This is a genomic window from Desertimonas flava, from assembly GCF_003426815.1.
Taxonomy (GTDB): domain Bacteria; phylum Actinomycetota; class Acidimicrobiia; order Acidimicrobiales; family Ilumatobacteraceae; genus Desertimonas; species Desertimonas flava.
This window is the reverse complement of the sequence record NZ_QKYK01000004.1, coordinates 1-23,761: the sequence shown is the minus strand read 5'-3', so window position 1 is coordinate 23,761 and position 23,761 is coordinate 1. Positions and strand designations below refer to the sequence as shown.

Below are 23,761 nucleotides of genomic sequence, written 5' to 3'. Positions count from 1 at the left end.
ACCCTGGCGCCATGGGGATCTCGGTCGAGCCGTCGGGTCAGGTGTGTGGGGCGCGGGTCACCGGGGTCGATCTGACCGGTCCGCTCGACGCCGGCACCGTCCACGAGATCCGCGCGGCCTGGCTCGAACACCACGTGCTGGCCTTCCCCGACCAGGACCTGTCCGACGACGACCTCGAGCGCTTCACGCTGTCGTTCGGCCCGTTCGGCGACGACCCGTTCGTGGCCCCGATCCCCGGACGCGAGCACGTGATCGCCATCCGTCGCGACGCCGATGAGACGTCGCCGCTGTTCGCCGAGAACTGGCACACCGACTGGAGCTTCCAGGCGAAGCCACCGGCAGGGACGTGCCTGTACGGCGTGACGATCCCGCCCCATGGGGGAGACACGTTGTACGCAGACCAGCACACCGCCCTCGACGCCATGCCCGCCGGGCTGCGGCTGCGGCTCGAGGGCAGGCAGGCCGTCCACTCCGCTCGTGGCGGCTACGCCCCGAGCGGCATGTACGGCGAGGCCGACGCGCCGCAGCGGAGCATGGACATCCGCCCATCGGACGAGGCGCTGGCGACGCAGCTGCATCCGGTGATCCGACCCCATCCCGAGACGGGTCGCCTGGCGCTGTTCGGGTGCATCGGCTACATCATCGGCATCGACGGGATGGGCGACGACGAAGCTCGCGAGCTGCTGTTCGAGATGTACCAGTGGCAGACGCGCGACGAGTTCGTCTACCGCCATGAGTGGGAGCCCCACATGCTCGTCATGTGGGACAACCGCTCAGTCCTGCACCGGGCGACGGGCGGCTACGACGGCTTCGACCGGCTGCTGCACCGAACGACCATCGGGGCGTCGGCGCCCGCCGCGTGAGGGGCCGAGGTCGGTCAGCGGCCGACGGCCCGCTCGAGCTCGGCCTTGTTCATCTTCGATCGGCCCTTCACGCCCTTGTGCCGGGCTTCGTTGTAGAGCTGGTCCTTGGTCCGCCCGCCGGCACCCCGGTGCGACCGGAGACCGCCCCGCCGGCCCGATGAGATGTCGTCGGTCGAGCTGCGGCTCGACTCCTTGGCCTCTCCGGAGCGGGCCCGCTCCTTGTTGACGGTCCGCGCGGCGATCTCCTCGGCGACGTCTTCGCTCTCGCCGCGGTCCTTGGCGCTCTCCTTGATGTGTTCGTATTGGCGCTCACGCTTGGCGCTCCATGCACGCTGTGGCACGTCGGTCTCCTCTCGATGTGCGGTTGCTGGGTCTGAACGCCGTGACCCGGGGGCCTACCGCTGCGGCAGTGGCTCGGGGATCGGCGGATCGGGGACGTCGGGGTTCGGCGGAACGATCGGCGTCGGCGAGGGCATCGGCCGATCGGGGTTGGGGTCGATCGGCGGAGGCGGAACGATGGGATCCGACATGGCTGTCACGTACCCGTCGTCGGCACGACCGATGCCCCGTCGTTCGGCGTGACCGAGCAGGATGGTGCGGTGACCGACACGTCCCGCTATTCCCGCTTCGCCGCCCTCCGTGTGGACGGGCCCGACGAGGCCGGCGTGATCGAGCTCGTCTTCGACGCGCCGCCGATGAACGCCGTGTCGGAGGCCGCCCACGCCGATCTCGCCGACATCTGGCGAGAGTTCGACGCCGACCCCGCCGTGCGGTGCATCCTCATTCGCGGCGAGGGGAGGGCGTTCTCCGCCGGTGGCTCCTTCGACCTGATCGAGAAGCTGTCGACGGACTTCGAGGCACGCACCCGGACGATGCGGGAGGCGCGCGACCTCGTGTACAACGTGATCGACTGCACCACACCCATCGTCTCGGCGATCCACGGGCCAGCCGTCGGCGCCGGCCTCGTCGCCGGTGTCCTGGCCGACGTCTCGGTCGTCGGCCGGAACGCCAAGATCATCGACGGCCACACCCGACTGGGGGTCGCCGCCGGCGACCACGCCGCCATCTGCTGGCCGCTGCTGTGCGGGATGGCGAAGGCCAAGTACTTCCTCATGACCTGCCGGCCGCTCGACGGCGAGGAGGCCGAACGCATCGGGCTGGTGTCCCTCTGCGTGGACGACGATGCGGTCCTCGCCACCGCACGCGAGGTCGCCGCCGAGCTGGCGGCAGGCGCCCCGAACGCCATCCGCTGGACGAAGATGTCGCTCAACGGCTGGTACCGCCAGGTGGCGGGCTCGATCTTCGACGCCTCGCTCGCCCTGGAGTTCTACGGCTTCGGCGGGCCTGAGGTCCGCGAGGGACTGGCGTCGCATCGGGAGCACCGCGCACCGCGCTTCGGGTGACGCGCGCGGCGCTTCGGTTGAGAGGTGCCCCGGCTGCGTGGGGCGGGGATCTCGGGGGATCAGCCGCCGACTGCCGACGCCGTCTGCTGGTACAGCGCCAGCTGCCAGCCGTCGGCCGTACGCCGATAGACGCTGGTCATCACGCCGACGAAATCGCTCGAGCCCGACCGGTGGCCGGTCCCCACGTAGACGAGCACCGCGACACCAGCGCCGAGGTCGATCGTCCTCGCGTTGGTGATCTCGTACGAGCTCCACGGCGGCGCGCCGGCGAGGGCGGCCACGACGTCGTCTCGCGTCATGATCTGGCCGTTGGCCAGGATCATCAAGCCGTCCGGCGCCATCAGCGCGCCGTAGAACTCGTCACCCGAGCCGTCGCACAACGAGTCCCACCCCGCGCGTTCGAGATCGAGCAGCTCCTCGGTCAGGTCGGCGTCCACCGGTCAGCGCCGCAGGAAGAGGAGGACCAGCAGGATGATCACGATGAGCAGGACGACGCCGCCGCCGATGTAGATGCCGTCGGCGAGGATCGTGGCGAGAAATGAACTCATGGCGCTCCGGTACCCGCCCGGTCGACCGATTCATGCCGATCTCATCGAGAGCTCGCCGGCCGTTCCGTCCGGGAATGGTGGATGCGCCAGTGGGGTACGGCTCGCTCCAGTCGGTCGGCGTCGGAGTCCGACCTGGGCGATCACGGAGGAGTCGACATGGGCGACGTGCTGACCATGCTGGAGACGGACCATCGGGTGGTCGAGCGGCTGTTGGAGGAGTTGTCGGCGTCGGAACCGGGTCCCGAGCGCGAGCAGCTCGTCGCCAAGCTCGAATCCTCCCTGGAGCTCCACATGCAGTTCGAGGAGCGCGAGCTCTACCCCCTGCTCCAGCGGCTCGATGCGGAAGCCGAGGAAGAGGCCGAGAACGAACACACGCTGGCCCGCGACGGCCTGACGAAGCTGCGCGAGTTGCTGACCGAGCCCGGGTTCGCCGCCGCCGTCGACATGCTCAAGGGCGGCATCTCCCACCACGTCTCCGACGAGGAGGAGGAGGCCTTCCCGAAGCTCCGCGCCAACGTCTCGAGCGACCGGCTGGGGGAGCTGTCCACCCGGCTCCTCACCGCCAAGCGCGATGCCAATGTGCTCGATGACGAGCTGGCTCAGCTCACCAAGGAGCAGCTGCTGGAGGTCGCCCGGCAGGCGAACGTGGAGGGTCGTTCGTCGATGTCGTCGGACGAGCTCCGGCAGGCGGTCGCCACCACCGCCGCTACGTGATTCGACACGGCGCGCCATGCGGACTCGCCGAGACCTCGACGTGCCCCCGTCGAGGTCTCGGCGGGTGCAACGCGGCGCCGCGGAGCCTCGCCTCGCCCGACTGAGAAGCGTCGGCGGCGGCCCGGTGTGTGCGACACTGTCCGCACGCCGGACGATGTGGGCGCCGGAGATGGAGAGGGTTCGTGGTGAGAGACGTCGTCACACGCGCCGGACACCGCCCGTCCCGACGCGCTGCGAGAGCACCGTGAGCGAGTCGTACGTCGCCCGTCCCCGTCTCGACGCGCTGCTCGACGCCGACTGGCGCGTCGCCGTGCTGGTCGCCCCGCCGGGTTACGGCAAGTCCACGGTGGTCCGGGCGTGGGGGGAACGGACCGGCACGCCCATCGCACAGTTGACCGTCGACCGCCACACCGACGACGACGCGCGCGATCGCCTGCTGAAGGCCGCTCACTCGCTGTTTCCCGGGCTCGCTGCCCCGTTTCGGCGCGATGGTCGACGCCTCGCCGCCGCACTCGTGGCGCTCGGCGGCGAGGGACCCGAACGCGCCTTGGTGGTCGATTGCCCTCATCCGCTCGGCGACTCGCCGATCTGGGAGCTGCTCACCGAGCTGGCCGACTGCGGGAGCCCGGCCCTCCGGATCGTCGTGATGTGTCAGGTCGATCCCCCCCTTCCGATCGTCCGCTGGCGAGCCGGCGGGATCGTCCGGGTGCTCCGCGCGAGCGACCTGCGGTTCAACGACGACGAGGCCCGATCCGCGGCCGACGCGCTCGGCCGCCACGTCGCCGACGACGCCGTCACCGAGCTGAACCGCCGCGTCGACGGCTGGCCGCTCGCCTTCACCCTGGCCCTGATGGCTCTGGGCGACGAGCCGTCGTCCGAGGACGGCGGCCCCGGCGCGCTCGTCGACGCCCTCGTCGCGGCAGCCGTCGACCAACTCGGACCGCAGGCGCGCCAGGCGGCGCTTGCCCTGTCGGTGTTGGAGTGGTTCGACGACACGCTCGCCACCGCACTCATCGGCTACGACGCCCGACCCGTGATCGCCACACTTCGCCGGCACCACCTGGTCGAGTCGGCGGAGTCGCAATCCGGTGTCCGCTTCCATCGCCTGGTACGAGAGTTACTGGAGGCCGAACTCCGTTGGCACGACCCAGGTCTGCACTCTGAACTGCATCAAGTGGCGGCGCAGCACTGGTTGCAGCGAGGACACTGGGAGCGGGCCTACCGGCACATCGGCTCGCTTCGGGACCGCGATGCCGTCCACCACCTGGTCGTCGAGCCGGCTCTGGCGCTCGTCGATCGCGGCGATCGTGCTGGCCTCGGACGGATGCTCGCCGCGCTGCCCCGCACCAGCTCGATCGACGACGCGGCGGTCGCCCTCGACCTGGCGACCGTGTCGTTCTTCGCCGGAGATCGTCGCCTGGCCCTCCGCTGGGTGGAGCGCGCCGAGACCGTGGGCCTCGACGACGCTCTCATCGCCCGGGCGCACTCCACGCGCGCCATCCTCGCCATGATGGACGGCCGACTCACCGATGCGACGCGCGAGGCCGAGCAGTTCCTCGCCGTGCGCTCGCGCACCGAGCCGGGCGGCCCGCTCGAGGTGAGGTTCGCGCTGGTGGTGGCCCGGCTCGCCCTGCTCCGCCTCGACGTCGTGACGGCGCAGCACTGGATCGACGGCGTTGCTGCCCGGTCCAACCCCGACGTCGTTCGGGACGTGACCATTCCCGGGCTGCAGGCGTGGCACGACAGCCTCGTCGGTCTCACCCAGCGAGCACTCGATCGCGCGTCCGGAGCCCTCGAGCGCGCCGACGCACTCGGATGCGCGCCGCACCACGGCGCCTTCGACGCGACCGTCGCCGCCGCGTGGGCGAACCTCAGGATGGGCAAGCTGGCGAAGGCCGAGCAGCTCGCCGAGCGGGCGTCCGCGGATGCCGTCCTCCTCGGGTACGACTGGAACATCGTGCGGTCGTCCGAGGTCACGGCCCACGTACAGCTGGCCGCCGGGCGCCCGGACGACGCGCTGGCGGCCGTCGCCGTGGCCCGGCGGCGGCTCGCCGACCCGGAGACCGAGCTGGCGGCCGGTCTACTCGTCGTCGAGGCGGCGGCGATGTGGCGGTCGGGCCGGCGGGAGGCGGCGATCGCCCAGATCGACGCCGGTCCCGACCGACCGGACGCCCGGTTGCTCAGAGCGTCGATGGCTCTCGAGGAGTCCAACGACGACCTCGTTCTGGCACTGCTCGAGGGCGTCGAGACGTGGCTCCTGCCGGACCGCATCGAGGCCGGTCTGTTGCTCGCCGTGGCGACCGGCGACGACGAACGGCTCACCGCTGTGGTGGAGGATTCGTCCGTGACCGGGCTGATGCTGCCCTTCCTGCGGCGCGGGAAACGCGTGGAGGCCGCCCTCCTCCGGCTCTCGCTGGAGACCGTGCACCCGGCGCTCATCGCCCACCTCCGGCGTCCCGATCAGACCACGGTCCCCGGTCGGCGTTGTGCTGCGCTCACGGCGCGCGAGCGGTCGATCCTCGACCTCCTGCCGAGCCACTTCACCTACGCCGAGATCGCCCTCCAACTCGACCTGTCCGTGAACACGGTCAAGGGCAACCTCAAGTCGATCTATCGCAAGCTCGAGGTCACGGCGCGCGCCGAGGCCGTCGACGTCGCCAGAGCCACCGGAATCGTCTGAGACGGCGTCATCACCCGGACAGGGTGTAGCGCGGCGCCGCCCGGCGACCGATGATGACGGGACCGCCGGCGCGGTCGCCGTGTCCGGCTGGAGTGAGCGATGTTGGAGCCTCTCTTCCGTGCCCTCCCACCGGCCGCCTCGACCACGCCGGTCGTGTCGACCGGCGACCTTCCGTCGGCGGACCGCGTCCGGTCGGTGCTCGAGGAAGCCCACGCCCGCTACGCGTCGGTGCGCGAGGGCTCGGTGGCCAGCTACATCCCGGCGCTGGCGTCGGCCGACCCGGGCTGGTTCGGGGCGTGCATCACCAGTGTGTCCGGCGACCAGTTCGCGGTCGGCGATGCGGCGGTGCCCTTCTCGATCCAGAGCATCTCGAAGGTGTTCGTGTTCGCTCTGGTCTGCGACGCGCTCGGTGTTGAGCCGGCGCGGGAGCGCCTCGGGGTGAACAACACCGGCCTGCCGTTCGACTCGGTGATCGCCGTCGAGCAGCACCCGGACCGGCTCACCAATCCGATGGCCAACCCGGGTGCCATCGCCACGACCAGCTACGTACCGGCGGCCAACGCCGACGAGCGCTGGGAGCGCATCTCGGCGGGGCTGTCGGCCTTCGCCGGCCGGACGTTGAGTCTCGATCTCGCCGTCTACGCGTCCGAGGCGGCGAGCAACCTGCGCAACCAGGGGATCGCTCATCTCCTCGCCGGCTACGGCCGGCTGGGAGGGGACCCCGACGAGGCCACGGACGTCTACACGAAGCAGTGCTCCCTCTCGGTCACGTGCCACGACCTGTCGGTGATGGCCGCGACGTTGGCCGACGGCGGCGTGAACCCGGTGACCGGTGAGCGCGTCGTCGACGCCGAGACGTGCCAGCACGTGCTCGCCGTCCAAGCGACCGCCGGTCTGTACGAACGGTCGGGTGACTGGCTGTACGAGGTCGGTCTGCCGGGCAAGAGCGGGGTGAGCGGCGGGATCGTCACAATGGCACCAGGCAAGGGAGGCTTGGCGACGTTCGCCCCGCCGCTCGACCTGGCCGGCAACAGCGTGCGCGGTCAGCTGCTGACGAAGTTCCTGGCCGAACGGCTCGGCCTCAACGTGTTCATGTCGGCGTCGCGTCAGCCCGTCGCTGCCGGCGGAGCGAAAGGCGCCACACCGCCATGGCGACGAGTCCGGCGGGAATGATCGCCAGCCACGTGAGCACGCGGAACACGAGCACCCCGGCGGTCACCTCGTTGACGCGGTCGCTCCCGGCGATCGCCGTGAGCATCGAGATGTAGGCGAGCTCGCTGATGCCGGCATCTCCCGCGGTGAGCGGCACGACGGTCAGCCCCTGCACGAGTGCGTAGACGACGAAGACCTGTGTGGCGCCCACCGCGTCCGTCTCCACCCCGGCGAAGCGCAGGGCCATGAGGAGCAGCCCGAAGCGGGTGGTCGCGGTCGCGACGGTTCCCCAGGTGGCCACCAGCCAACGGCCCCGCAGGGCGTCGACGGCGCGCTCGCGCATCGTCACCAGCTGGGCGGCGAGATCGCGGTCGGTGGAGCGGCGGAGCAGGCGGAGGACGAGCGTCCACACCGGCGCCAGCATCCGGCCGACGACTGCCGTCCGGGACGGGGAGCTGAACACGAACGCCGCCGCTGCCAGACCCAGGCCGGCGATCATGGCGATCGTCACGATCGTGCGGAGCGAGCCCTCGACCGGCGAGTCGGACACGACGAGGCCGATCGCCGCGACGATCGGCAGCACGAGCTTGATGCCGATGCTGAAGAGTCCTCCGGCGGCCACCGCGACGGTCGACTCGGTGGTGGTCCGACCCCAGGAACGCAACATGCGATGGCGGACCGGCAGGTCGCTCGGTCCGGGGATCAGTGAGGCGATGGCGGCGGGGGCGAGGAACGCGAGGACACCCCTGCGCACCGGGAGGTCACGAACGAGGGCCGCGGTCTGCAGACCCTGGGCGGCGAGCCAGATCACCCAGAGGCTGGCCAGCCCGACCATCTCGGCGTCGTCGAACGACGTCACCGTGTCGACGATGGCGTCCACGTCGAGGTCGTCGAACGCCTTGAACAGCACGAAGAACGACAGCCCGAGCGCACCGACCATGGCGACGATGCGCAGCACGGTCGACAGCAGAGAGGCCTTGGCCGACCGTTCCACCGGCTCCTCCGCCTCGGTCAGGGGGAGTGTCACCGGCCCGCCCGTTCGGCGTCCTGCACGGCGGCACCGAGCACCGCTCGGCTGGCCAGGACCGGACCGACCAACTCGCCGCGGTCGCGGCTTCGGGCCCATCCCCAGCAGCGGGCGACGAGGGCGACGAAGGCCGGCCAGATGAGCAGGGCGATCTGGCCCTCGACAGCGAGAGCGACGCCGGCGGCGACGGCTGCCGAGCCGTCGGCGGTCACCATGCCGAAGATCACCCATGTGAGGACGCCCGCGGACAGGCCGACCAGAATGCGCACCGTGCCCTTGGTCGCCGTGGACCGCACGGCTGCCGTGGCGACGAGGATCAGGGCGACCGCCGGGAGGTGGAGCACGGTGGCGGTGACCACGACCGATCCGACGAGCACGGCGACCACGGCGGCGACGAGGATCGATCGACGGTCGAGACGTCCGGCGAGTTGCGCCTCGGTGAGCCCGACGAGCTGCAACTGCGTCGCGTAGTCACGGAAGGCGACGTCGACGGCGGTGCGCGACGCATCGGGGGCGGCGGCGACGCGTCGAGCGATCGACTCGACCTCGGCGAACGACGGGCGCCCGAGCCGGTGTCGGTCGGACCCCGCCACCGCCGCCGCGGCACGTAGCACCTCGCGCTGCTCGACGGTTTCGAACTCCGGTGAGACGGCGGCCAGGGCCGAGGTGATGCGGGACGTGAGCACGTCGACGGCCGACCGGTCGGCACGGTCGAGGTCGCCGAAGCCGATCGGCTCACCGACCACGAGGACGGCGCGTGGTCGGGTGGCCGTTCGGCTCTCGAAGGCCACGCCGACCGGAACGATCACGACGTCCTCGCCCGCACCGAGGGCGATCCGGGCCGCCCCCGACTTGATGCGGTCGAGCGTCGGCCGGTCGGCCGTGGTCCCCTCCGGGAAGATGGCGACCGTGCTTCCGGCGGCGAGCGCTCGGTGGCACGCGGCGAACACGTCGGCGTTGGCATCCGGCGTGTCGCCGTCGGCGCGGCGGTACACGGGCAGGGCGCCGACGGCGGCCAGCAGCGGGCGGGCCGGGAGGACCTTCCACAGCGCGGCCTTGGCCAGGAATCGGGGCATGCGACCGAGCGCGGCGGCGACGACGACCGGGTCGACGAAGCCGTTGGGATGGTTGACGACGAGCAGGACCGGCCGGCGGCGAGGGAGGTTGGCCTGATCGACGATCTCGATGGAGCGGAAGAACGTGTGCCCGAGCAGGCGGGCGGTGAGACCGAGCACGCGATCGAGGCCCCGCCGCATCAGCCGGGGCGGAGGTGAGACGACGGTGCCGGCGGCGGTGTCGGCCCACCACAGGATCACGACGGCGGACACGACGTGCCAGACCGCGTGCCACTGCCACGGCGACGCCGGTGCGCACAGCGGGCTGCCGGCCGATCCGGCGGCCCACGTCGCCAGGGCCACGACGAGGGCAACGACGAGCCCTGTGGTCCAGACGGGAGGCAGGCGCCGGTGACGAGCGAGCAGCTCACCCACCACGGTGACCGCGACTCCGATGCCGACGACGACGTTCGTGGTCCCGGTGGCCCAGGCAGCGGCCCCGCCTGCCAGACCGATCGACGTGCCGATGACGCTCGCCGCAGCACTGGCGGCGGCCAGACGCCCGATCTGCCAGCCGGCGACGAAGCCGAGCGTGGCGATCAGCGCCACGTCGTGAAGCGCATGGGCGGCATCGCCCGAGCGGCCGTGGTACAGCAGGCTGCCGATGCCTTCGGCGACGCTGGCCACGCCGAGGAGGACGAACGAGCGTGGCATGCCGCGCCGGACCGCCGTCGTGATGATGACTGCCCCGACCGCCACGTAGCCCAACGAGGACCAGGCGTTGACGCCCTGCTCGAACAGCCCGCCCGCGATCGCCTCGCAGTCGCTCGGTGGGTCGGCCGAGGGCAACCGACCGGCGATCACAGGTGCTCGTTCCGTTCCAGCCAGTGCATCGCGAAGTACCCCCAGACCGGCGGGAGGTAGAACGTCGCCAGCCGGTACATGATCACCGAGGCGAAGGCGATGCTCTCGGGCATGCCCGCCTGGACGAGACCGAACGTGAGCCCGCCCTCGGCGACGCCGACGCCACCGGGAACCGGAATGACTCCGGCCAGGAGCGACACGGAAATGCTGATCAGGAGCAACTCGCCGAGACCGACCGGATAACCGAGGGCGCGGGTGAACACGCCGAGCGACAGGGCGAAGAGCACCTCGGTCGCCAGGTTGCCGCCGAGCAGCAGCACCAGCCGGCGCGGGGACTGCAGTCCGCGCACCGCGCCGACGGCCTCGCTCCCGAGGCGGCGTACCCAGTACACGACGAATCGCCGGACCCGGCGGATCGACACGAGCACCACGGCGGCGACGGCGACGATGACCCCGACGACCACGAGGAGGTCGGTCGCCGAGTCCAGGGCATTGCCGAGGTCGAGGTCGAGTGATGCCGACGAGAAGACGAGGATGGCCAGCAGGGCGACCATCTGCATGAGGAAGCCACTGAAGGCGTCGAGGGCTCCGGCGGCCATCGCCGTCCCGGGCGGAACGCCATGGCGTTGGAAGAAGCGGACGTTCACGGCGACGCGCGCGGCGGTCGCCGGGATCGCCACGTTGATGTACGACACGGCGAGCTGGAGGGCGTACACCGGCCCGAGCGGCAACGGGACGGGAGACGAACCGAGGGTCGACATCGATTGGCTGAGCCGGGGGAGTTGGCCGACGACGAAGCCGACGCCGACCAGAACCCACGACGCCTCGGCCAACTCGTCGAGGAACTCGGAGAAGTCGAGCCCGGCCAACGATGACACGAGGGCGACGACGGCGATGGCGGGCAGGGCGAGCCGCAGGATCGATCCGATGCTGGCGCGGCGCAGCTGGAGGAGCTCTGGCTCGTCGATGCCCGCCGCGGCGGCGCTCGCCGCGCGGAGTGCGGTCAGGTCGAGCCGACCGTCGTCCACCGGCTCGGGAGCGGTCCCCTCTGCCTCGTCGGCGATCGCCAGTGGCGACTTCGGACCGCGCAGCCGGCGGCCGAGCGCAGGCGTCAGGGCCGGGGCCTGGAGGAACGGCACGACCGCAGCCAGGCCGGCGGGGCCGAGCGCCTCGAGGGCTCCGGCCACGGCGAGCGAAGGGTCGGTGAGCACCGCGGTGGTCACCAGTGCCTGCGCCTGGTCGGTCCGCAGCCGGGTGTCGGTGGCCGCCACGGTCGCGCCGCGGAAGTCGAGCAGGCCGGCCTCGGCGCCGACGGCACCGTCGGCCGGCCGGATCGTGAGGTGCCGGTCGTCGATCTGGCCGTGGGCGATCCCCGACCGGTGGAGGCGGGCGACGAGGTCCCACACCGCACTGATCAGTTCGCGGTCGGCGATGTCGGCGATGGCTGCTTCGGCCAGTGGCACCGACTCGCGCCGGACCACGAGCAGGGCGTCGTCCGACGCGGTGAGGCCGGCGACGACCACCCGGTCGGTCGCCACGCCGGCCTGCGCCGACAGCAGCGTGAGCAGGGCCTCGTGCTCCACCTGTTGGAGGCGGCCGAACCGCAACGGTGACCCCGCCTCGCGGTACCAGACGGTGCGCCACAGGGTGGTGGCCAGGGCAGAGTCGTGGGCGTCGCGGCCGTAGACCTTCACCACGAGCGGCTCGCCGTCGGCATCGGTGCCGTGGACGAGGAAGTAGCCCGACGGCTGGCGGTCGGCGGCGCCGAGCGAACCCACGGCGACCCCGAGCTGCTCGAGGGCTGCGCGCACCTGGCCGAGGCTCGGGCGTCCGGCGCTGGACCCGAAGGCGAAGTGCACCGCGGCCGAGGCGATCACCGCCACCAGCACGCCGGCGACGGCGTCGAGTGCGGTGGCCGCCCCTGTCGTGGCGACGGCCGTCGCGCCTGCGGCAACGATCCACCAGGTCAACCGGCGGAGCGGGGCGATGAGGTACGGCACCGCCGTCAACAGGATCGAGCAGGGCACCGCCACGCGCGGCGCGGGGTACCAGGTGGGCGGACCGGCCTCGCGGAGCGATCCCCAGACCGCAGGCCACGATCCCTCCACGAGCCGTCCGAGGACGAGCCAGAGCGCACTGGCGGCGATCACCGCCACGGCGAGGTCGCGCAGGACCGTCCAGCGCTTCTGCAGCACGGCCGCGGCGAGAACCACCAGCGACGTGAGGGCGACGAGGTCGGCGAGGATCTGGCCGAGGCCGTCCACGAAGCCCGGCAGGCTGGCGACGAGGTCGGTCAGCGACTGGATGAACGCCGGGGTCGGCGACGCCGAGATGCTCGTCAGCACGAGAGTGAGGCCGGCGGCTCCCAGCTCGACGAGGTCGCTGGGGCGGCGGGCGCGAGGCTCGTCGCCGTCTCCGGCGAAGACGTTCATCGGGCGTGCCGCGCGCCCGCCCACTGGTCGCGGGGTGACGTGCGCAGCGACGCCGTGAGGCGTGACTGGGCGATGAATCCGGCGATGACGGCGGCGAGGTAGACGGCGTACCACCACCACGACGCGTCGACGAGCTCGGTGGTCGACGCGTCGTCCAGCTCATCGGTCTGCAGCGTCCCGACGAGCAGCATCAGCCCGAAGACGATCGTGGTGGCCCCGCCGAGCACGGTCAGCGCGATGAGGAGGAACGCCGGCAGGTCGCTGGCGATGGCGAGCAGGGCGAGCAGGACGCCGGCCGCCAGGCCACCGAGGACGACCAGCCAGGACCACCGCACGCCGAGGGCGGTGAGCAGCCCGGTGCCGAGGGCGAACCCGGCGGTCGCCATGGCGACGACGACCGACACTTCGAAGTACAGGTAGGCCACCGACGCGAACAGCAGGCCGACGGCGATCCCGACGATCCACGCCGCCGCCGACCGGAGGAATCCGTCATCGCCCACGCTCGCCACCAGCCCGGCGCCGAACATGAAGCCGCCGAACAGCGCCCACAGCGGGATGATGGTGCGCATCGCCACGTAGCCGCGGAGGCAGAACAGCGCTCCGATCGCCACGGCGGCCAGTCCGATCAGTAGGTCGTTCACGTGGGGTCTCGCTTTGGGTCGGTGCAGGAGGCGGGTCAGGAGAGGGACGGGTGGGGTCAGTAGGGCCAGAAGACGGGCACGAGGAAGACGGCGATGACGTAGAACACCACGAGGAGCGGGAGCCCGAGCTTCCAGTAGTCGCCGAAGCGATAGCCGCCGGGACCCATCACCATCAGGTTCACCGGCGTGGCGACCGGCGTGAGCAGTGCCGCCGCGGCGGCGACGTTGACGGTCATCAGCAGCGGACGGGCCGACACATCGGTCTCGGCAGCCGCGGAAAGAGCGATCGGTATCACGATCAGAGCGGTGGCCATGTTGCTGATCAGCTGGCCGAGCACCGCAGTGATGAGGAACAGCCCGCTCGCCAGCACGTACGGGCTGGAGTCACCGACGGCGCCGATCAGCTCCTCGGCGACACGTTCGGCGGCGCCGCTGTTCCGCATGGCCACCGACATCGAGATCATCGCGCCGACGAGTACGACCGTGGTCCACGAGATGCTCCGGTAGGCCTGCTCGACGGAGAGGACCCGGAACAGTACGAGGGCGCCGGCGGCGAGCAGACCCACGACGACCGGAGGGATCATGCCGGTCGCCAGGGCGACGACCATCGCCACGAGGATGACGATCGCCCGCTTCGCTCCGACGCCGAGCGGGATCGCCTGGCGTCGGATCGCCGCCGGCGCGTCGACGGCGAGGAGTTCGGGGTCCGTCTCGATGCGGGCGTCGAGCGCCGTCCAGCGGCCCTGCAGCAACAAGGTGTCGCCGGCGGCGAGTGTCGCCTCCTTGGCCTGGAGCGCCTCGCCCTTGCGTTCGATGGCGAGCACGACCAAGTCGCCGTCATCGGTGACCATGCCCGGGAACACCGGCGATCCGATGGCGGCGGAGCGCGGGGCGATGACGACTTCGGCGATGCCGTAGTCGCGGGTGATCAGCGTGGGGGGAAGGTGATCTTCGATGACACGGTCGTCGATCGTGTAGTGCTGCACGAGGAGGCGGGCGTGCTCGCTCAGGTCGGGCGGGATCGACTTCGGGGTCCGGGTCGGCAGCAGCCGCTCGCCGAAGAGGACGACGACGGCGATCGTGCAGACGAGGAGCGGGACGCCCACGAGGGCGAACTCGAAGTACTCGAAACCGTCCGCCCCGGCGTTCTCGAGCGCCTCCGACACGATGACGCTCACAGGCGTGCCGGTGAGTGCCAGCATCGAGCCGGCGTGGGCGGCGAAGGCGAGCGGCATGAGGAGCTGCGACGGCGCCCGTCCGAGCCGGACTGCCAGCACGGCGACCATCGGCAGCAGTGCGGCAACCGCCCCGTTGACGCTGATCAGGGCCGTCAGCACGGCGACGAGCAGCATCATCACGACCATCAGCCGGGTGCGGCTGTCGCCGACGCGGTTCATCATCTGCTGGCCGGCCCACGCCGTCACCCCGGTGGCGTCGAGTCCCTCGCTGACCACGAACAGCGTTGCGATGAACACGACGGACGAGTCGCCGAACCCGCCGATCGTCTCGTCCAGCGTGAGCACGTCCGTGGCGTACAGCGTCAGGGCGGCGCCGATGGCGACCAGTTCGACCGGGATCAGGTTGGAGACGAACAGGACGACGACTCCTGCGAGCACGCAGAAGCTGATCGTCATGTCCGACATGCGGGCCGTTCCTCTCGAGTCGGGTCGCTCGGCTGATCCGGTGGATCAGAGATGGACGGGGTAGCCGGGGCCGAGCGGGATGCCGATCAGGTACCAGATGACGAACAGCGCCCCCCACGTGAGGGTGACGATGATCGTGTAGGGAATCATCAGCGAGATGATCGTGCCGATCCCGACGTCCTTCTTGTAGCGCTGGGCGACCAGCACGATGAAGGGCAGGTACACCATGAGCGGCGTGATCACGTTCACCGGCGAGTCACCCAGCCGGTAGGCGGCGAGCACGGTCTGCGGCGCCACGTCGAGCCGCAGGAACAGGGGCACGAAGATCGGGGCGAAGATGGCCCACTTGGGCAACGACCCGGGGATGATCAGGTCGAGGATCATGATCACGACGATGAAGCCGATGAGCAGCCACAGCGGTCCGATGTCGGCGCTCTCGAGCACGTCGGCCATCTTCACGGCGATCACCGTCGGCAGGTTGGAGAAGTTGAACCAGGCGATGAACTGGCTGATCAACAACAGCAGGAAGATCAGTCCGCTGAGACCGGCGAACGTTTTGACGATGGCGTTGATCACGTCGACGCTCCCGGTGATCGTCTTGGCCCCGACGCCGTAGCAGATGCCGGCGGCCAGGAAGATCAGCGTGATGATGAAGATCAGGCTGTCCATCAGTGGCGAGTCGTTGAAGATCGCCCCCGTCTCGGGGTTGCGCAGCGGGGCATCGGGCAGCACGGTGAGCAGCACGATCACGGCCAGCACGCCGAGCATGCCGAACGTGGCGAACCGCAGCCCGCGGGCCTCGCCTGGCGGGCCCTCTTCGGCGACCACCTCGACGTCGGTGTCAGGGACATACGTCCCGAGCGTGCGCTCGGTGATCCACTGGGCCACCAGCGTCACGACGATGGCCACGAAGAACGTCGACACGATCGAGAACCACAGGTTGGCCGTGAGGTCGATCGACTTGGTGGGGTCGGCGATGTGGATCGCTTCGTTGGTCACCTCGGTCAACAGGCCGTCGAGCGGGGTGATCAGCACGTTGACGGCGAAGCCGGCACTGACGCCGGCGTAGGCGGCGGCGAGTCCGGCCAGCGGATGCCGCCCGACGCTGAGGAAGGCGGCCGCGCCGAGGGGGATCAGGATCAGGTAGCCGGCGTCGGTGGCGATGTTCGACAGGCCGCCGACGAACACGATGATGAAGCACAGCATGTTCGGCGGTGAGACCTTGACGAGCTTGCGGATCAGCGCCGCCATCAGGCCCGCCTCCTCGGCGACCCCGACGCCGATCATCGCCACGAAGATCACGGCGACGACGCTGAAGTTGGCGAAGTTGTTGACGAACGACGAGAAGATGAAGCGGATGCCGTCGCCGCCGAGCAGGCTGCGGATCGACGTCGTCTCCTGGTGGACCTCGAGGTCCTCGCCGAGGTAGTCGTCGAGTTGCGGGGCGATCTCGGGCACCACCGATCCCGTCTGGTACTGCTCCTCGACGACGATGGGTGGCGGTTCGATCACGTCGTAGGTCACCCCCACGTCGAACGCCGACAGGATCACCGACAAGAGCACGACGAGGCCGCAGAGCCCGAGGAAGATGATCGCCGGGTGGGGCACCTTGTTGCCGACGGTCTCGATGCCGTTCAGCAGGCGTTGGACGAAGCCCCCCGACGGGGCGGCGCCGTCGCCGCTCGGTTCGCCGGGGATGACGGTCTCGTCGCTGGTGGCGGGCTCGTCGAGGGTGTCGTCAGACATCGTTGCTCCGTTCGGCGCCGGGTGCGAAGTCGAGGGCGAAGTGGGCGAGCAGGCGGGCGCCGAAGCCGGTGCAGCCGGGGGTGTTGACGCCTGAGTCGCCGTCCGCCTGGGCCGTACCGGCGATGTCGACGTGCGCCCACGGCGTCTCGCCGACGAACTCGGCGAGGAAGAGACCGGCGGTGATCGCGCCGGCATTCGCTCCGCCGAGGTTCTTGAGGTCGGCGACCGGCGTGTCGAGCTCGGACCGGTAGCGCTGCTCGAGCGGGAGCTGCCACAGCGACTCACCGGTCGCTTCGGCCGCGGAGCGCAACTGGTCGACGACGCCCTGATCGTTGCCCATCACACCGGCGACCTGGGTGCCGAGGGCTCGCAGGCACGCCCCGGTGAGGGTGGCGATGTCGACGATCGTGTCGGCACCGTCCTCGGTGGCGAGCACGAGCGCGTCCGACATCACCAGACGCCCCTCGGCGTCGGTGTTGACGACCTCGACGGTGGTACCACCGCGGATGGTGACGACGTCACCGAGGGCGGTGGCCGTCCCCGACGGCATGTTGTCGGTGCACATCAGGTACCCGGTCACCTTGGCGCGACAGCCCAGTTCGGCGAGCGTGGTCATCGACGCCAGCACGGCGGCCGCGCCCGACATGTCGTTCTTCATCTGGGAGTGGCTCGTGTCGCCAGGCTTGAGGGCGATGCCGCCGGAGTCGTACATGATGCCCTTGCCGACCAGGGCGAGATGGCCCGTCGGCTCGCCGTCAGGCGTGTACGTCAGCTTGACCATCCGCGGCGGCTCGGCGCTGCCGGCGTTGACGCCGAGCAACCCGCCGCAGCCCATCTCGACGAGGGCGTCTTTGTCGAAGACCTCGACGGTGAGCGGGTCGCCGGCGAGACCGACGGCGACGTCGGCCATGTCCGAGGCGCTCAGGAAGTTGTGCGGGCAGTTGGCCAGGTCCCGGGCCAGCAGCGTCGCTCGGGCGTACACCCGACCGCGTGCGATGCCGCCTTCGAGCGACGCGGCGTCGCCGCCGGTGACGAGCTCGATGCCCGTGAGCGGCGTGGACGGGCGGGCGTTGCGCATCACGTCGAACGAGTACCGGGCGAGCAACAGCCCCTCGATCACGGCCTGCACCCCGGTGGCCGCGTCGTCGCCGAGCAGGTCGTCGACCGCCAGGGCGAGCGACCCGTGCGACCGGGTGGCCCGGGCGAATCCGGCGGCAGCGAGACGTGCGGCGTCGGTGCCGAACGCCGCCGGCTCGCCGGTGCCGAGCGCCACGAGGACCGGCCCCGAGTCGCTCGGGATGATTGCCGTGGTCCCCACCGCCCCGGTGAACCCGGCGGCGGAGAGGGCGTCACGGCCGACGCCGAGACGTTCCGGCACCGGGCCGCTCGACGCGACGGGGACGCCGACGGCCGTCGCCGCTACGCCGGCGTCGTCGGTGACGGTGAGCGGCAGATCCGACACCCATTCGAACGACGGTGTGATCAGCGAGCCAGTCCGTGACATCCGATTTGCCTCCCGCGGCGCGACGTGCCACCGCGGACAGCGGTGTCACCTCAGTCGTACGCCGCGCTGTTGCCGCGGCACCACACCCTGTTCGGGTGAGGGATCCCACCGGTCACCGCGGCAGGGGCCGGCCGCCGCTCACGAAGCGTCGAGGCCGTTCAGGGTGTCGACGACGGCGAAGAGGTCGCCGATGCTGTAGAAGTTGACGGCGACGAAGTTCGGCAAGAGGCCACGGGCCTCCTGGCACTCGCGGGCCCGGGCCAGCAGGAAGTCGTACGAGTTCACCACGGCGGCATCGGCTGGATCGGGCGCCACCCGCTGCACCCAGTGGTTGAGCTGGAAGAGCGTGGCGTCGGGGTCGCCTCGTGCGGGGTCGCACGTGAAGGCATCGCGTTCGAGCACGAGGAACGGCGTCTCCTGCATCGACTCGAACGCGTTGGCGTACCAGTCGGGCGGCGGTCCCTCGTTCTCGGCGAACACCACGAGACGTTCGCCGCTGTCGATCAGCTCACCGAGGGTCGGCCAGTCGCGGTCGTCGTGCCGGTAGACGTACGACATCAGGCCGGCGTCCTCGAACGCCGTCTCGGTGTCGGCGACGCTGATCTCGTCCTGGATGATCAGGCTGACCACCTCGTCGGGATTGTCCTCGAGGAACCCGCGGACGTCGGCCAGGCCGTCGACCAGTGGCTGCGCGCCGAACATGCAACTGTTGTGGCAGAGGAACGTGCCGGGCCGCCCGTCGATGGCGTCGCCGAGGAGGCGGACCACCGTGTCGGCCACCGAGCGCGGGATGGGCAGCGACGTGGGGTCGAGCTGCCCGGTCAGCGCGGCGGCCCCGTCGACGGGTTCCCAGTACTTGGTGTCGATCAGCAGGGCGCGGACGCCGGCGTCGAGCTGGGCGCGGAGGTGGCTGTCGTGCTCGGGCCAGACCGGGACCACGTGGGGGCTCGACATCGAGTTGTGGGTGGCCGCGTAGGCGACCTCGTCGTAGGGCCGGTCGCACAGCTCGGCCGCCCCGTTGCACGCCCGGTCGGCGAGCGACGGCTCGGCACGCAGGCCGGCGACCGGGAGGGCGACGATCAGCGCGGCGGCGGTGGCGGCCACGCCGGCGCGCACGGCGGGCACGCGGGGCTTCCAGGTCGCGATGGCTGCGACGGCGGCCACGGCGAAGGCGAGTGCGCCGAGCACGGCGGCGATCCACAGCACGTGGCCGGCGACCTCGTCGCCGATGTCGCGGGCGACGTCGGAGAGCACGCCACGGGTGCCGGCGGGGAGGTTCCACGTGCCAGGCCCGCTACCGGTCAGGCGCTCGAGCGGCGCGTCGAGGGCCGACCCGACGAGGCGCCAGAGGACGAGGAACGCTGTGGTGGCCACGCCGAGCGCCCCGGCGATCCAGGCGGCGGCCACCCGCCAGCGGTCCCGGTGCAGGACGGCGATACCGACCGCCGCGAGCACGGCGAACACTGCAGCGAGGATGGCCGGGACCGGAGCGAAGAAGCGTGCGACCGAGCGAGCGGTGTCGAGGCTCGACGTGACCCGATCGCGCGACATTCCGGCGCGGTCGGCGATCTCGCCGATCACGTCGACGAGCGCCTGGCCGTTGGCCCTGCGGAGCTCGGTGGCGGCCTCGAGGCCGCGGGCTTCCACCGCCGCCGCGGCGGCGACGATGAGCGCGTTGCGCTCGTCGTGCACGAGCACGCTGGCCGTGATCTGCTCACGCAGGTCGGGGTCGTCCCCCGCCCCGGTCGCGTCGAGGATGGCGTCGAGCACGGACTCGGGATCGAACTCGGTGCCGCCGAGCACTGGGACGACGTCCGGCACCCGGCCGGCCACCAGCTCGTCGACGAAGTCCTTGACCGCCGCCGTGTAGCCGGAGACCGTTGTGCTCGTGTCCTCGATCGCCGAGGCGAGCAGCGACTGGGCGAAGATCACCGTGGCCTCGTCGAACCGCTCGACGACCTCGGTGAGATCGATCTCGATGATCAGGTCGTCGGAATCGCCGCGGATGTAGGCGATGGCCGAGTCGAGGATGATGTCGGCGCCGGCGTCGATCCGGTCCGGGGGCAGCACGAAGCGCATGATGTTGGTCGCCAACGCCGTCGCCTGCGGGACGAGCGCGGAATCGACGCCGAGGTTGCCGAGCTGTCGCTGCACGAGACCGGACAGCTCGGGGTCGGGGATGACATCGGTGTACACGCGCCGCGTGGCGTCGCTGTCGGCGAGGGCCGAGGTATAGGTCGCCGGGGCGAGGATGCGCTGCCGGACGACCAGCGCCGAACAGGCGTAGACCGCGCCGAGGCCGAGGACGATCGCCAGCAGCGCCGTCGCGACCGTGAGACGCCGGGGCACGTCAGACCAGTCCGGCAGCCCGGGCCGTGTCGACGGCGTCGGAGCGGGACGCCACGGACAGCTTGCGATAGATCGACTTGATGTTGGACTTCACGGTGTTCACCGACAGCGACAGGCGGTCGGCGATCTGGTCGTAGGTCAGGTGGCTCGGAAGCAAGGCCAGCACCGTGCGTTCGCGGGCGGTGAGGGCTTCGACCGGACCGCGGGTGATCGCCGGCATGGCGGTCAGCGGCGCGGCGAGATGATGGGCCAGCCGCGGATGGAGGCGCTCGAGTGGCAGGGCGGCGAGGGCGGCGTCGACTGCCGAGCCGTGTCCCGTGAGCGGCATCACCAGGCCGAGGTGGCAGGCTTCCTCCACGGCTCGCACGAGGCCGTCGCGGTCGCGGGTCGAGGCGAGCACGGTGGCTGCGATGCGGTGCGGAACGGGCCACGAGTCGCGCTCGGCGAGGAGCTCGCCGTTGGCGAGCGATCCGCTGTCCATCTCCAACGACGCCAGCATCAGCCGGGTCGAGGATCCGTCCTCCATTCCGTCGAGGACCGCTCGCGCCGAATCGACGCGGCCTTGGGCGCGCAGGATCGACACCTCGGCGAGGTCGAGCGCGGCGTCGAGCGGCGAGCGCTCGCTGCGCCGGCGTAGCCGCGTCTCGATGAGCAGGCTGCGGGCCGCCGCCGGTCCGCTGAGGCGCAGCAGCGTCCAGACCGCCACCGCTCCGGCCCGCAACAGGTTCCAGTCGCACCGCAGGCGGTCGGCATCGCCGAGCGCGATGACCGACAGTCGGTTCGCCGCCGGCAGGTCGCCGCCCAGGTACGCCGCCCAGGCCGCCGTGATGGTCGCGTCGAGGAGCGCCTGGTCGGGGACCTCGTGTCGGTGCTCGAGGCCGGCGACCAGCGGCTCCAACCGCCCGAGGCTCGTGACGACGTCGCCGTCGAGGAGCTCGACCCAGGCGGTGAGCGCCTCGCGCTCGAGACGGCGGTGCCTCGTATCGGTGGGGGCATCGCTGAGTAGGCGCCGGGCCTGGCTCACCCGGTGCCGGCCGAGGGCGACGCGCGTGCCGACGCCGACGAGGGCGGCGCGCTCGAGGCCGGAGAGCGGTGGATCGTCGCCGAGCCCGGCGAGCTCGCGTTCGGCGTCGTCGAGGTCCGCCTGCAACAGACGGAGATGGGCGACCATCAGGTGCCGTCGCCGGCGGAACCGGTCGTCGTCTGGATGGCCCAGTTCGCCGAGGCGGGCCGCCCACGACTCGGCGAGGGCGAGGCGTCCGCACAACAGGCACGCCGAGGCGACGGCGACCACCAGCCGGGGCTCGTCGACGGCCGCCGGGTCCGGGAGCGCACCGAACACGCGGTCGACGCCGGCCTGGTCTCCGGCACGGGCGAGCTCGAGCACCGGCTGGACGGCGAGCCGGTTCTCGGCCTCGGTCTCGCCGGCGGCGGTGAGCGTGCGGTACGCCGCCGACAGCTCTCCGGTCGCGGCGAGGTGCCGAGCCGTCTCCAACTGGACCGAGCGGTAGAGCGCGGGATCGTCACGGAGCAGCTCGTCGAGCAACAGACGGCGGAGGGCAGGATCGAAGCGGCGCCGATCGGAGCCGTCGTCCGTCCGTTCCAGCAGGCCGCGCCGGGCGAGCTGGATGACCGAGTCGCCGGCGCCTGGGCCGGCGACGGCCGCAGCCAGTTCCGAGTCGAAGCAATCGGGCACGGCGAGGCGGGCGGCGACCTGGCGGTGGACCGCGTGGACGCCCCGCAGGATCACATCGAGGCGGTCGGCACCCTGGACGGCCTCGTCGCCCGCCCCGGGCGGCTCGTCGGGAGGCGCCGGCAGGTCGTTGGGGCCGATGTCGAGCAGCGCCCCGCTCGCCCGCCAACGGCCGGCGGGGATCGACGAGGCCGAGCGGGCGATCACGATCGTGCGCAGTCCGTCGCCGGCCCGCTCGACGAGCGTGTCGAGGTCGATCCAGAACGACGGGTCCTCCACCTCGTCGGCCCGGTCGAACGCGAGGACGATCGGGTCAGCGTCGCGTCGCTCGGCCGCGAAGTCGGCCAGCAGGTCGTCGACCGCACCGCCGTCATGTCGCGTTCGAAGCGGGCGCCGTGTGTCGTCGCCGAATCTTCGGGCGCGGCCGATCACCTCGGCCCAGATGCCCTGGCGATCCTGGGGATCGGCGGACACGTCCCGCCACACCACCGCCAGCGGTGTCGACCGGGCCCAGCCGATGACCGACGCCGTCTTGCCCGACCCGGGCGGGGCCACCACGAGCGCTACGCGCCACGCTCCGTCGAGCCGGTCCAACGCCTTCCAGCGCGCCGTCACCGCGTCGGGTGGACCGACCGCCGCCTCGTCGTGGCGCGACACTAGGAGCACAGCGGTCGCCCGGTCATGCGAATCCGACGGGCCGTCTGCGGGTACGAGCGAGCCGTGCCCAGGCGAGGAGGAGCGATCCGTGCACGAGACCGAGATTCTCGGCATCCGGCGTCATCGACGTCGCGGTGTTGACTTGAGAACGGATATGAGCGCAATGAGTGAGCCATGCCGTTCGATCTAGAACTCGCGGGTTCCGTGCGGACGGCGACGCGAGAGGCGTTGTCGTCGGTCTCGGGTGTCGTGTCCAGCGCGGAGACCGCCGGCTCGCTCGTGTTGCGCACCGTGGACCAGGCGGCCCTCGTCGCGGTGATCGCCAGGGCCCACGCTCTCGGCCTGGCGATCGCCGGCGTCGTGGCCGTGCCCAGGGTCTGACCACACCACATCGCCGACTAGTGCCGTGGCCATGAACGGTCGCCTCGTCCACGGCGAGTCGGGGGCGTCGCTGGCAAGGCGCGGCGACGACGTGCCTGCCTTGCCCAACCACGAGGAGCAGCAACGCAGCCAGCGGCGTCATCCGGCCGTCGTGGCGTGGGAACGTTTGTGGTCACGGCACTAGCCGCCCAGGATCAGTGCTTTCTTGGCCTCGAACTCGGCCTCGGTGAGCACGCCGGCATCACGAAGCTGGCCAAGCTGCGTCAACTGGGCCAGCTGGGCGTCGACGTCCGCGGCCGGAGCCGGCGTTGGCGGCGGCGCAGCCGCCGGCTGGGTGGCCGGGGCAGCGGACGGCGGGGTGGCCGGGGCGGCGGGCGGCGCAGCGGCTTGCGCCCAGCGCTGGCGCTGG

The 23,761-nt window shown here is 71.3% G+C and carries 20 protein-coding genes; 7 read left to right on the top strand and 13 right to left on the bottom strand.

Annotated features, from left to right (window positions below; all coding sequences use genetic code 11):
* Positions 1–11: 11 nt before the first annotated feature.
* On the top strand, positions 12–863 hold the full coding sequence (locus tag DN771_RS06770; protein WP_116996602.1) for a TauD/TfdA dioxygenase family protein: 852 nt from the start codon (positions 12–14) through the stop codon (positions 861–863).
* A gap of 14 nt (positions 864–877) precedes the next feature.
* Here the strand turns inward: DN771_RS06770 and DN771_RS06765 are convergent, their stop codons facing one another.
* Positions 878–1,204, bottom strand: coding sequence for a plasmid stabilization protein (locus DN771_RS06765; RefSeq protein ID WP_116996601.1), 327 nt, complete (start codon positions 1,202–1,204; stop codon positions 878–880).
* A gap of 54 nt (positions 1,205–1,258) precedes the next feature.
* On the bottom strand, positions 1,259–1,393 hold the full coding sequence (locus tag DN771_RS30675) for a hypothetical protein (protein ID WP_276113555.1): 135 nt from the start codon (positions 1,391–1,393) through the stop codon (positions 1,259–1,261).
* Between the two features lie 69 nt (positions 1,394–1,462).
* Here DN771_RS30675 and DN771_RS06760 point away from each other — a divergent pair, with 69 nt between their 5' ends.
* The gene (locus tag DN771_RS06760) at positions 1,463–2,266 is read left to right on the top strand and encodes an enoyl-CoA hydratase/isomerase family protein (protein WP_116996809.1); all 804 of its coding nucleotides are present in this window, start codon (positions 1,463–1,465) and stop codon (positions 2,264–2,266) included.
* A gap of 59 nt (positions 2,267–2,325) precedes the next feature.
* Here the strand turns inward: DN771_RS06760 and DN771_RS06755 are convergent, their stop codons facing one another.
* Positions 2,326–2,703 (bottom strand): nuclear transport factor 2 family protein, encoded by a 378-nt coding sequence (locus tag DN771_RS06755; RefSeq protein ID WP_205528448.1) that lies wholly within the window; start codon positions 2,701–2,703, stop codon positions 2,326–2,328.
* Between the two features lie 267 nt (positions 2,704–2,970).
* On the opposite strand from DN771_RS06755, the gene DN771_RS06750 reads away from it, so the two are divergent.
* The 3 genes from DN771_RS06750 to glsA all read left to right on the top strand — a co-directional run bounded on the left by DN771_RS06750 (position 2,971) and on the right by glsA (position 7,381).
* Positions 2,971–3,528 (top strand): hemerythrin domain-containing protein, encoded by a 558-nt coding sequence (locus DN771_RS06750; RefSeq protein WP_162941645.1) that lies wholly within the window; start codon positions 2,971–2,973, stop codon positions 3,526–3,528.
* Positions 3,529–3,772: 244 nt separating this feature from the next.
* On the top strand, positions 3,773–6,208 hold the full coding sequence (locus DN771_RS06745) for a LuxR C-terminal-related transcriptional regulator (protein ID WP_162941644.1): 2,436 nt from the start codon (positions 3,773–3,775) through the stop codon (positions 6,206–6,208).
* A gap of 99 nt (positions 6,209–6,307) precedes the next feature.
* Positions 6,308–7,381 carry a glutaminase A gene (gene glsA / locus DN771_RS06740; RefSeq protein WP_116996598.1) on the top strand — a complete coding sequence of 358 codons (1,074 nt, stop codon included), beginning with the start codon at positions 6,308–6,310 and terminating at the stop codon, positions 7,379–7,381.
* Here the strand turns inward: glsA and DN771_RS06735 are convergent.
* The 9 genes from DN771_RS06735 to DN771_RS06695 form a co-directional block, all read right to left on the bottom strand.
* Positions 7,299–8,387 carry a lysylphosphatidylglycerol synthase domain-containing protein gene (locus DN771_RS06735; RefSeq protein ID WP_162941643.1) on the bottom strand — a complete coding sequence of 363 codons (1,089 nt, stop codon included), beginning with the start codon at positions 8,385–8,387 and terminating at the stop codon, positions 7,299–7,301. The genes glsA and DN771_RS06735 overlap by 83 nt on opposite strands.
* Positions 8,384–10,306 (bottom strand): 1-acyl-sn-glycerol-3-phosphate acyltransferase, encoded by a 1,923-nt coding sequence (locus tag DN771_RS06730; protein WP_116996596.1) that lies wholly within the window; start codon positions 10,304–10,306, stop codon positions 8,384–8,386. The genes DN771_RS06735 and DN771_RS06730 overlap by 4 nt, the downstream gene beginning before the upstream one ends.
* Entirely contained in the window at positions 10,303–12,738 is a 2,436-nt protein-coding gene (locus DN771_RS06725; protein WP_162941642.1) for a lysylphosphatidylglycerol synthase transmembrane domain-containing protein, read from the bottom strand. Before DN771_RS06725 ends, DN771_RS06730 begins: the two co-directional genes overlap by 4 nt.
* Positions 12,735–13,379, bottom strand: coding sequence for a TM7S3/TM198-like domain-containing protein (locus DN771_RS06720; protein WP_116996594.1), 645 nt, complete (start codon positions 13,377–13,379; stop codon positions 12,735–12,737). Before DN771_RS06720 ends, DN771_RS06725 begins: the two co-directional genes overlap by 4 nt.
* A 56-nt stretch (positions 13,380–13,435) precedes the next feature.
* Positions 13,436–15,022, bottom strand: coding sequence for an SLC13 family permease (locus tag DN771_RS06715; RefSeq protein ID WP_116996593.1), 1,587 nt, complete (start codon positions 15,020–15,022; stop codon positions 13,436–13,438).
* 45 nt (positions 15,023–15,067) lie between these two features.
* Positions 15,068–16,768, bottom strand: coding sequence for an AbgT family transporter (locus DN771_RS06710; protein ID WP_116996592.1), 1,701 nt, complete (start codon positions 16,766–16,768; stop codon positions 15,068–15,070).
* On the bottom strand, positions 16,761–18,272 hold the full coding sequence (locus DN771_RS06705) for a leucyl aminopeptidase (protein WP_116996591.1): 1,512 nt from the start codon (positions 18,270–18,272) through the stop codon (positions 16,761–16,763). The genes DN771_RS06710 and DN771_RS06705 overlap by 8 nt, the downstream gene beginning before the upstream one ends.
* 138 nt (positions 18,273–18,410) lie before the next feature.
* Positions 18,411–20,621, bottom strand: coding sequence for a phosphoinositide-specific phospholipase C-related protein (locus tag DN771_RS06700; RefSeq protein WP_116996590.1), 2,211 nt, complete (start codon positions 20,619–20,621; stop codon positions 18,411–18,413).
* A 1-nt stretch (position 20,622) separates the two neighbouring features.
* On the bottom strand, positions 20,623–22,971 hold the full coding sequence (locus DN771_RS06695) for a LuxR C-terminal-related transcriptional regulator (protein WP_116996589.1): 2,349 nt from the start codon (positions 22,969–22,971) through the stop codon (positions 20,623–20,625).
* A 174-nt stretch (positions 22,972–23,145) separates the two neighbouring features.
* Here DN771_RS06695 and DN771_RS06690 point away from each other — a divergent pair, with 174 nt between their 5' ends.
* Complete coding sequence (locus DN771_RS06690) at positions 23,146–23,352, top strand: hypothetical protein (protein ID WP_116996588.1); 207 nt, start codon at positions 23,146–23,148, stop codon at positions 23,350–23,352.
* A 31-nt stretch (positions 23,353–23,383) separates the two neighbouring features.
* Positions 23,384–23,536 (top strand): hypothetical protein, encoded by a 153-nt coding sequence (locus DN771_RS29340; RefSeq protein ID WP_162941641.1) that lies wholly within the window; start codon positions 23,384–23,386, stop codon positions 23,534–23,536.
* Here DN771_RS29340 and DN771_RS06685 read toward each other — a convergent pair.
* A partial coding sequence (locus DN771_RS06685; protein WP_162941640.1) for an SHOCT domain-containing protein occupies positions 23,533–23,761 on the bottom strand: 229 nt, incomplete at its 5' end. The genes DN771_RS29340 and DN771_RS06685 overlap by 4 nt on opposite strands.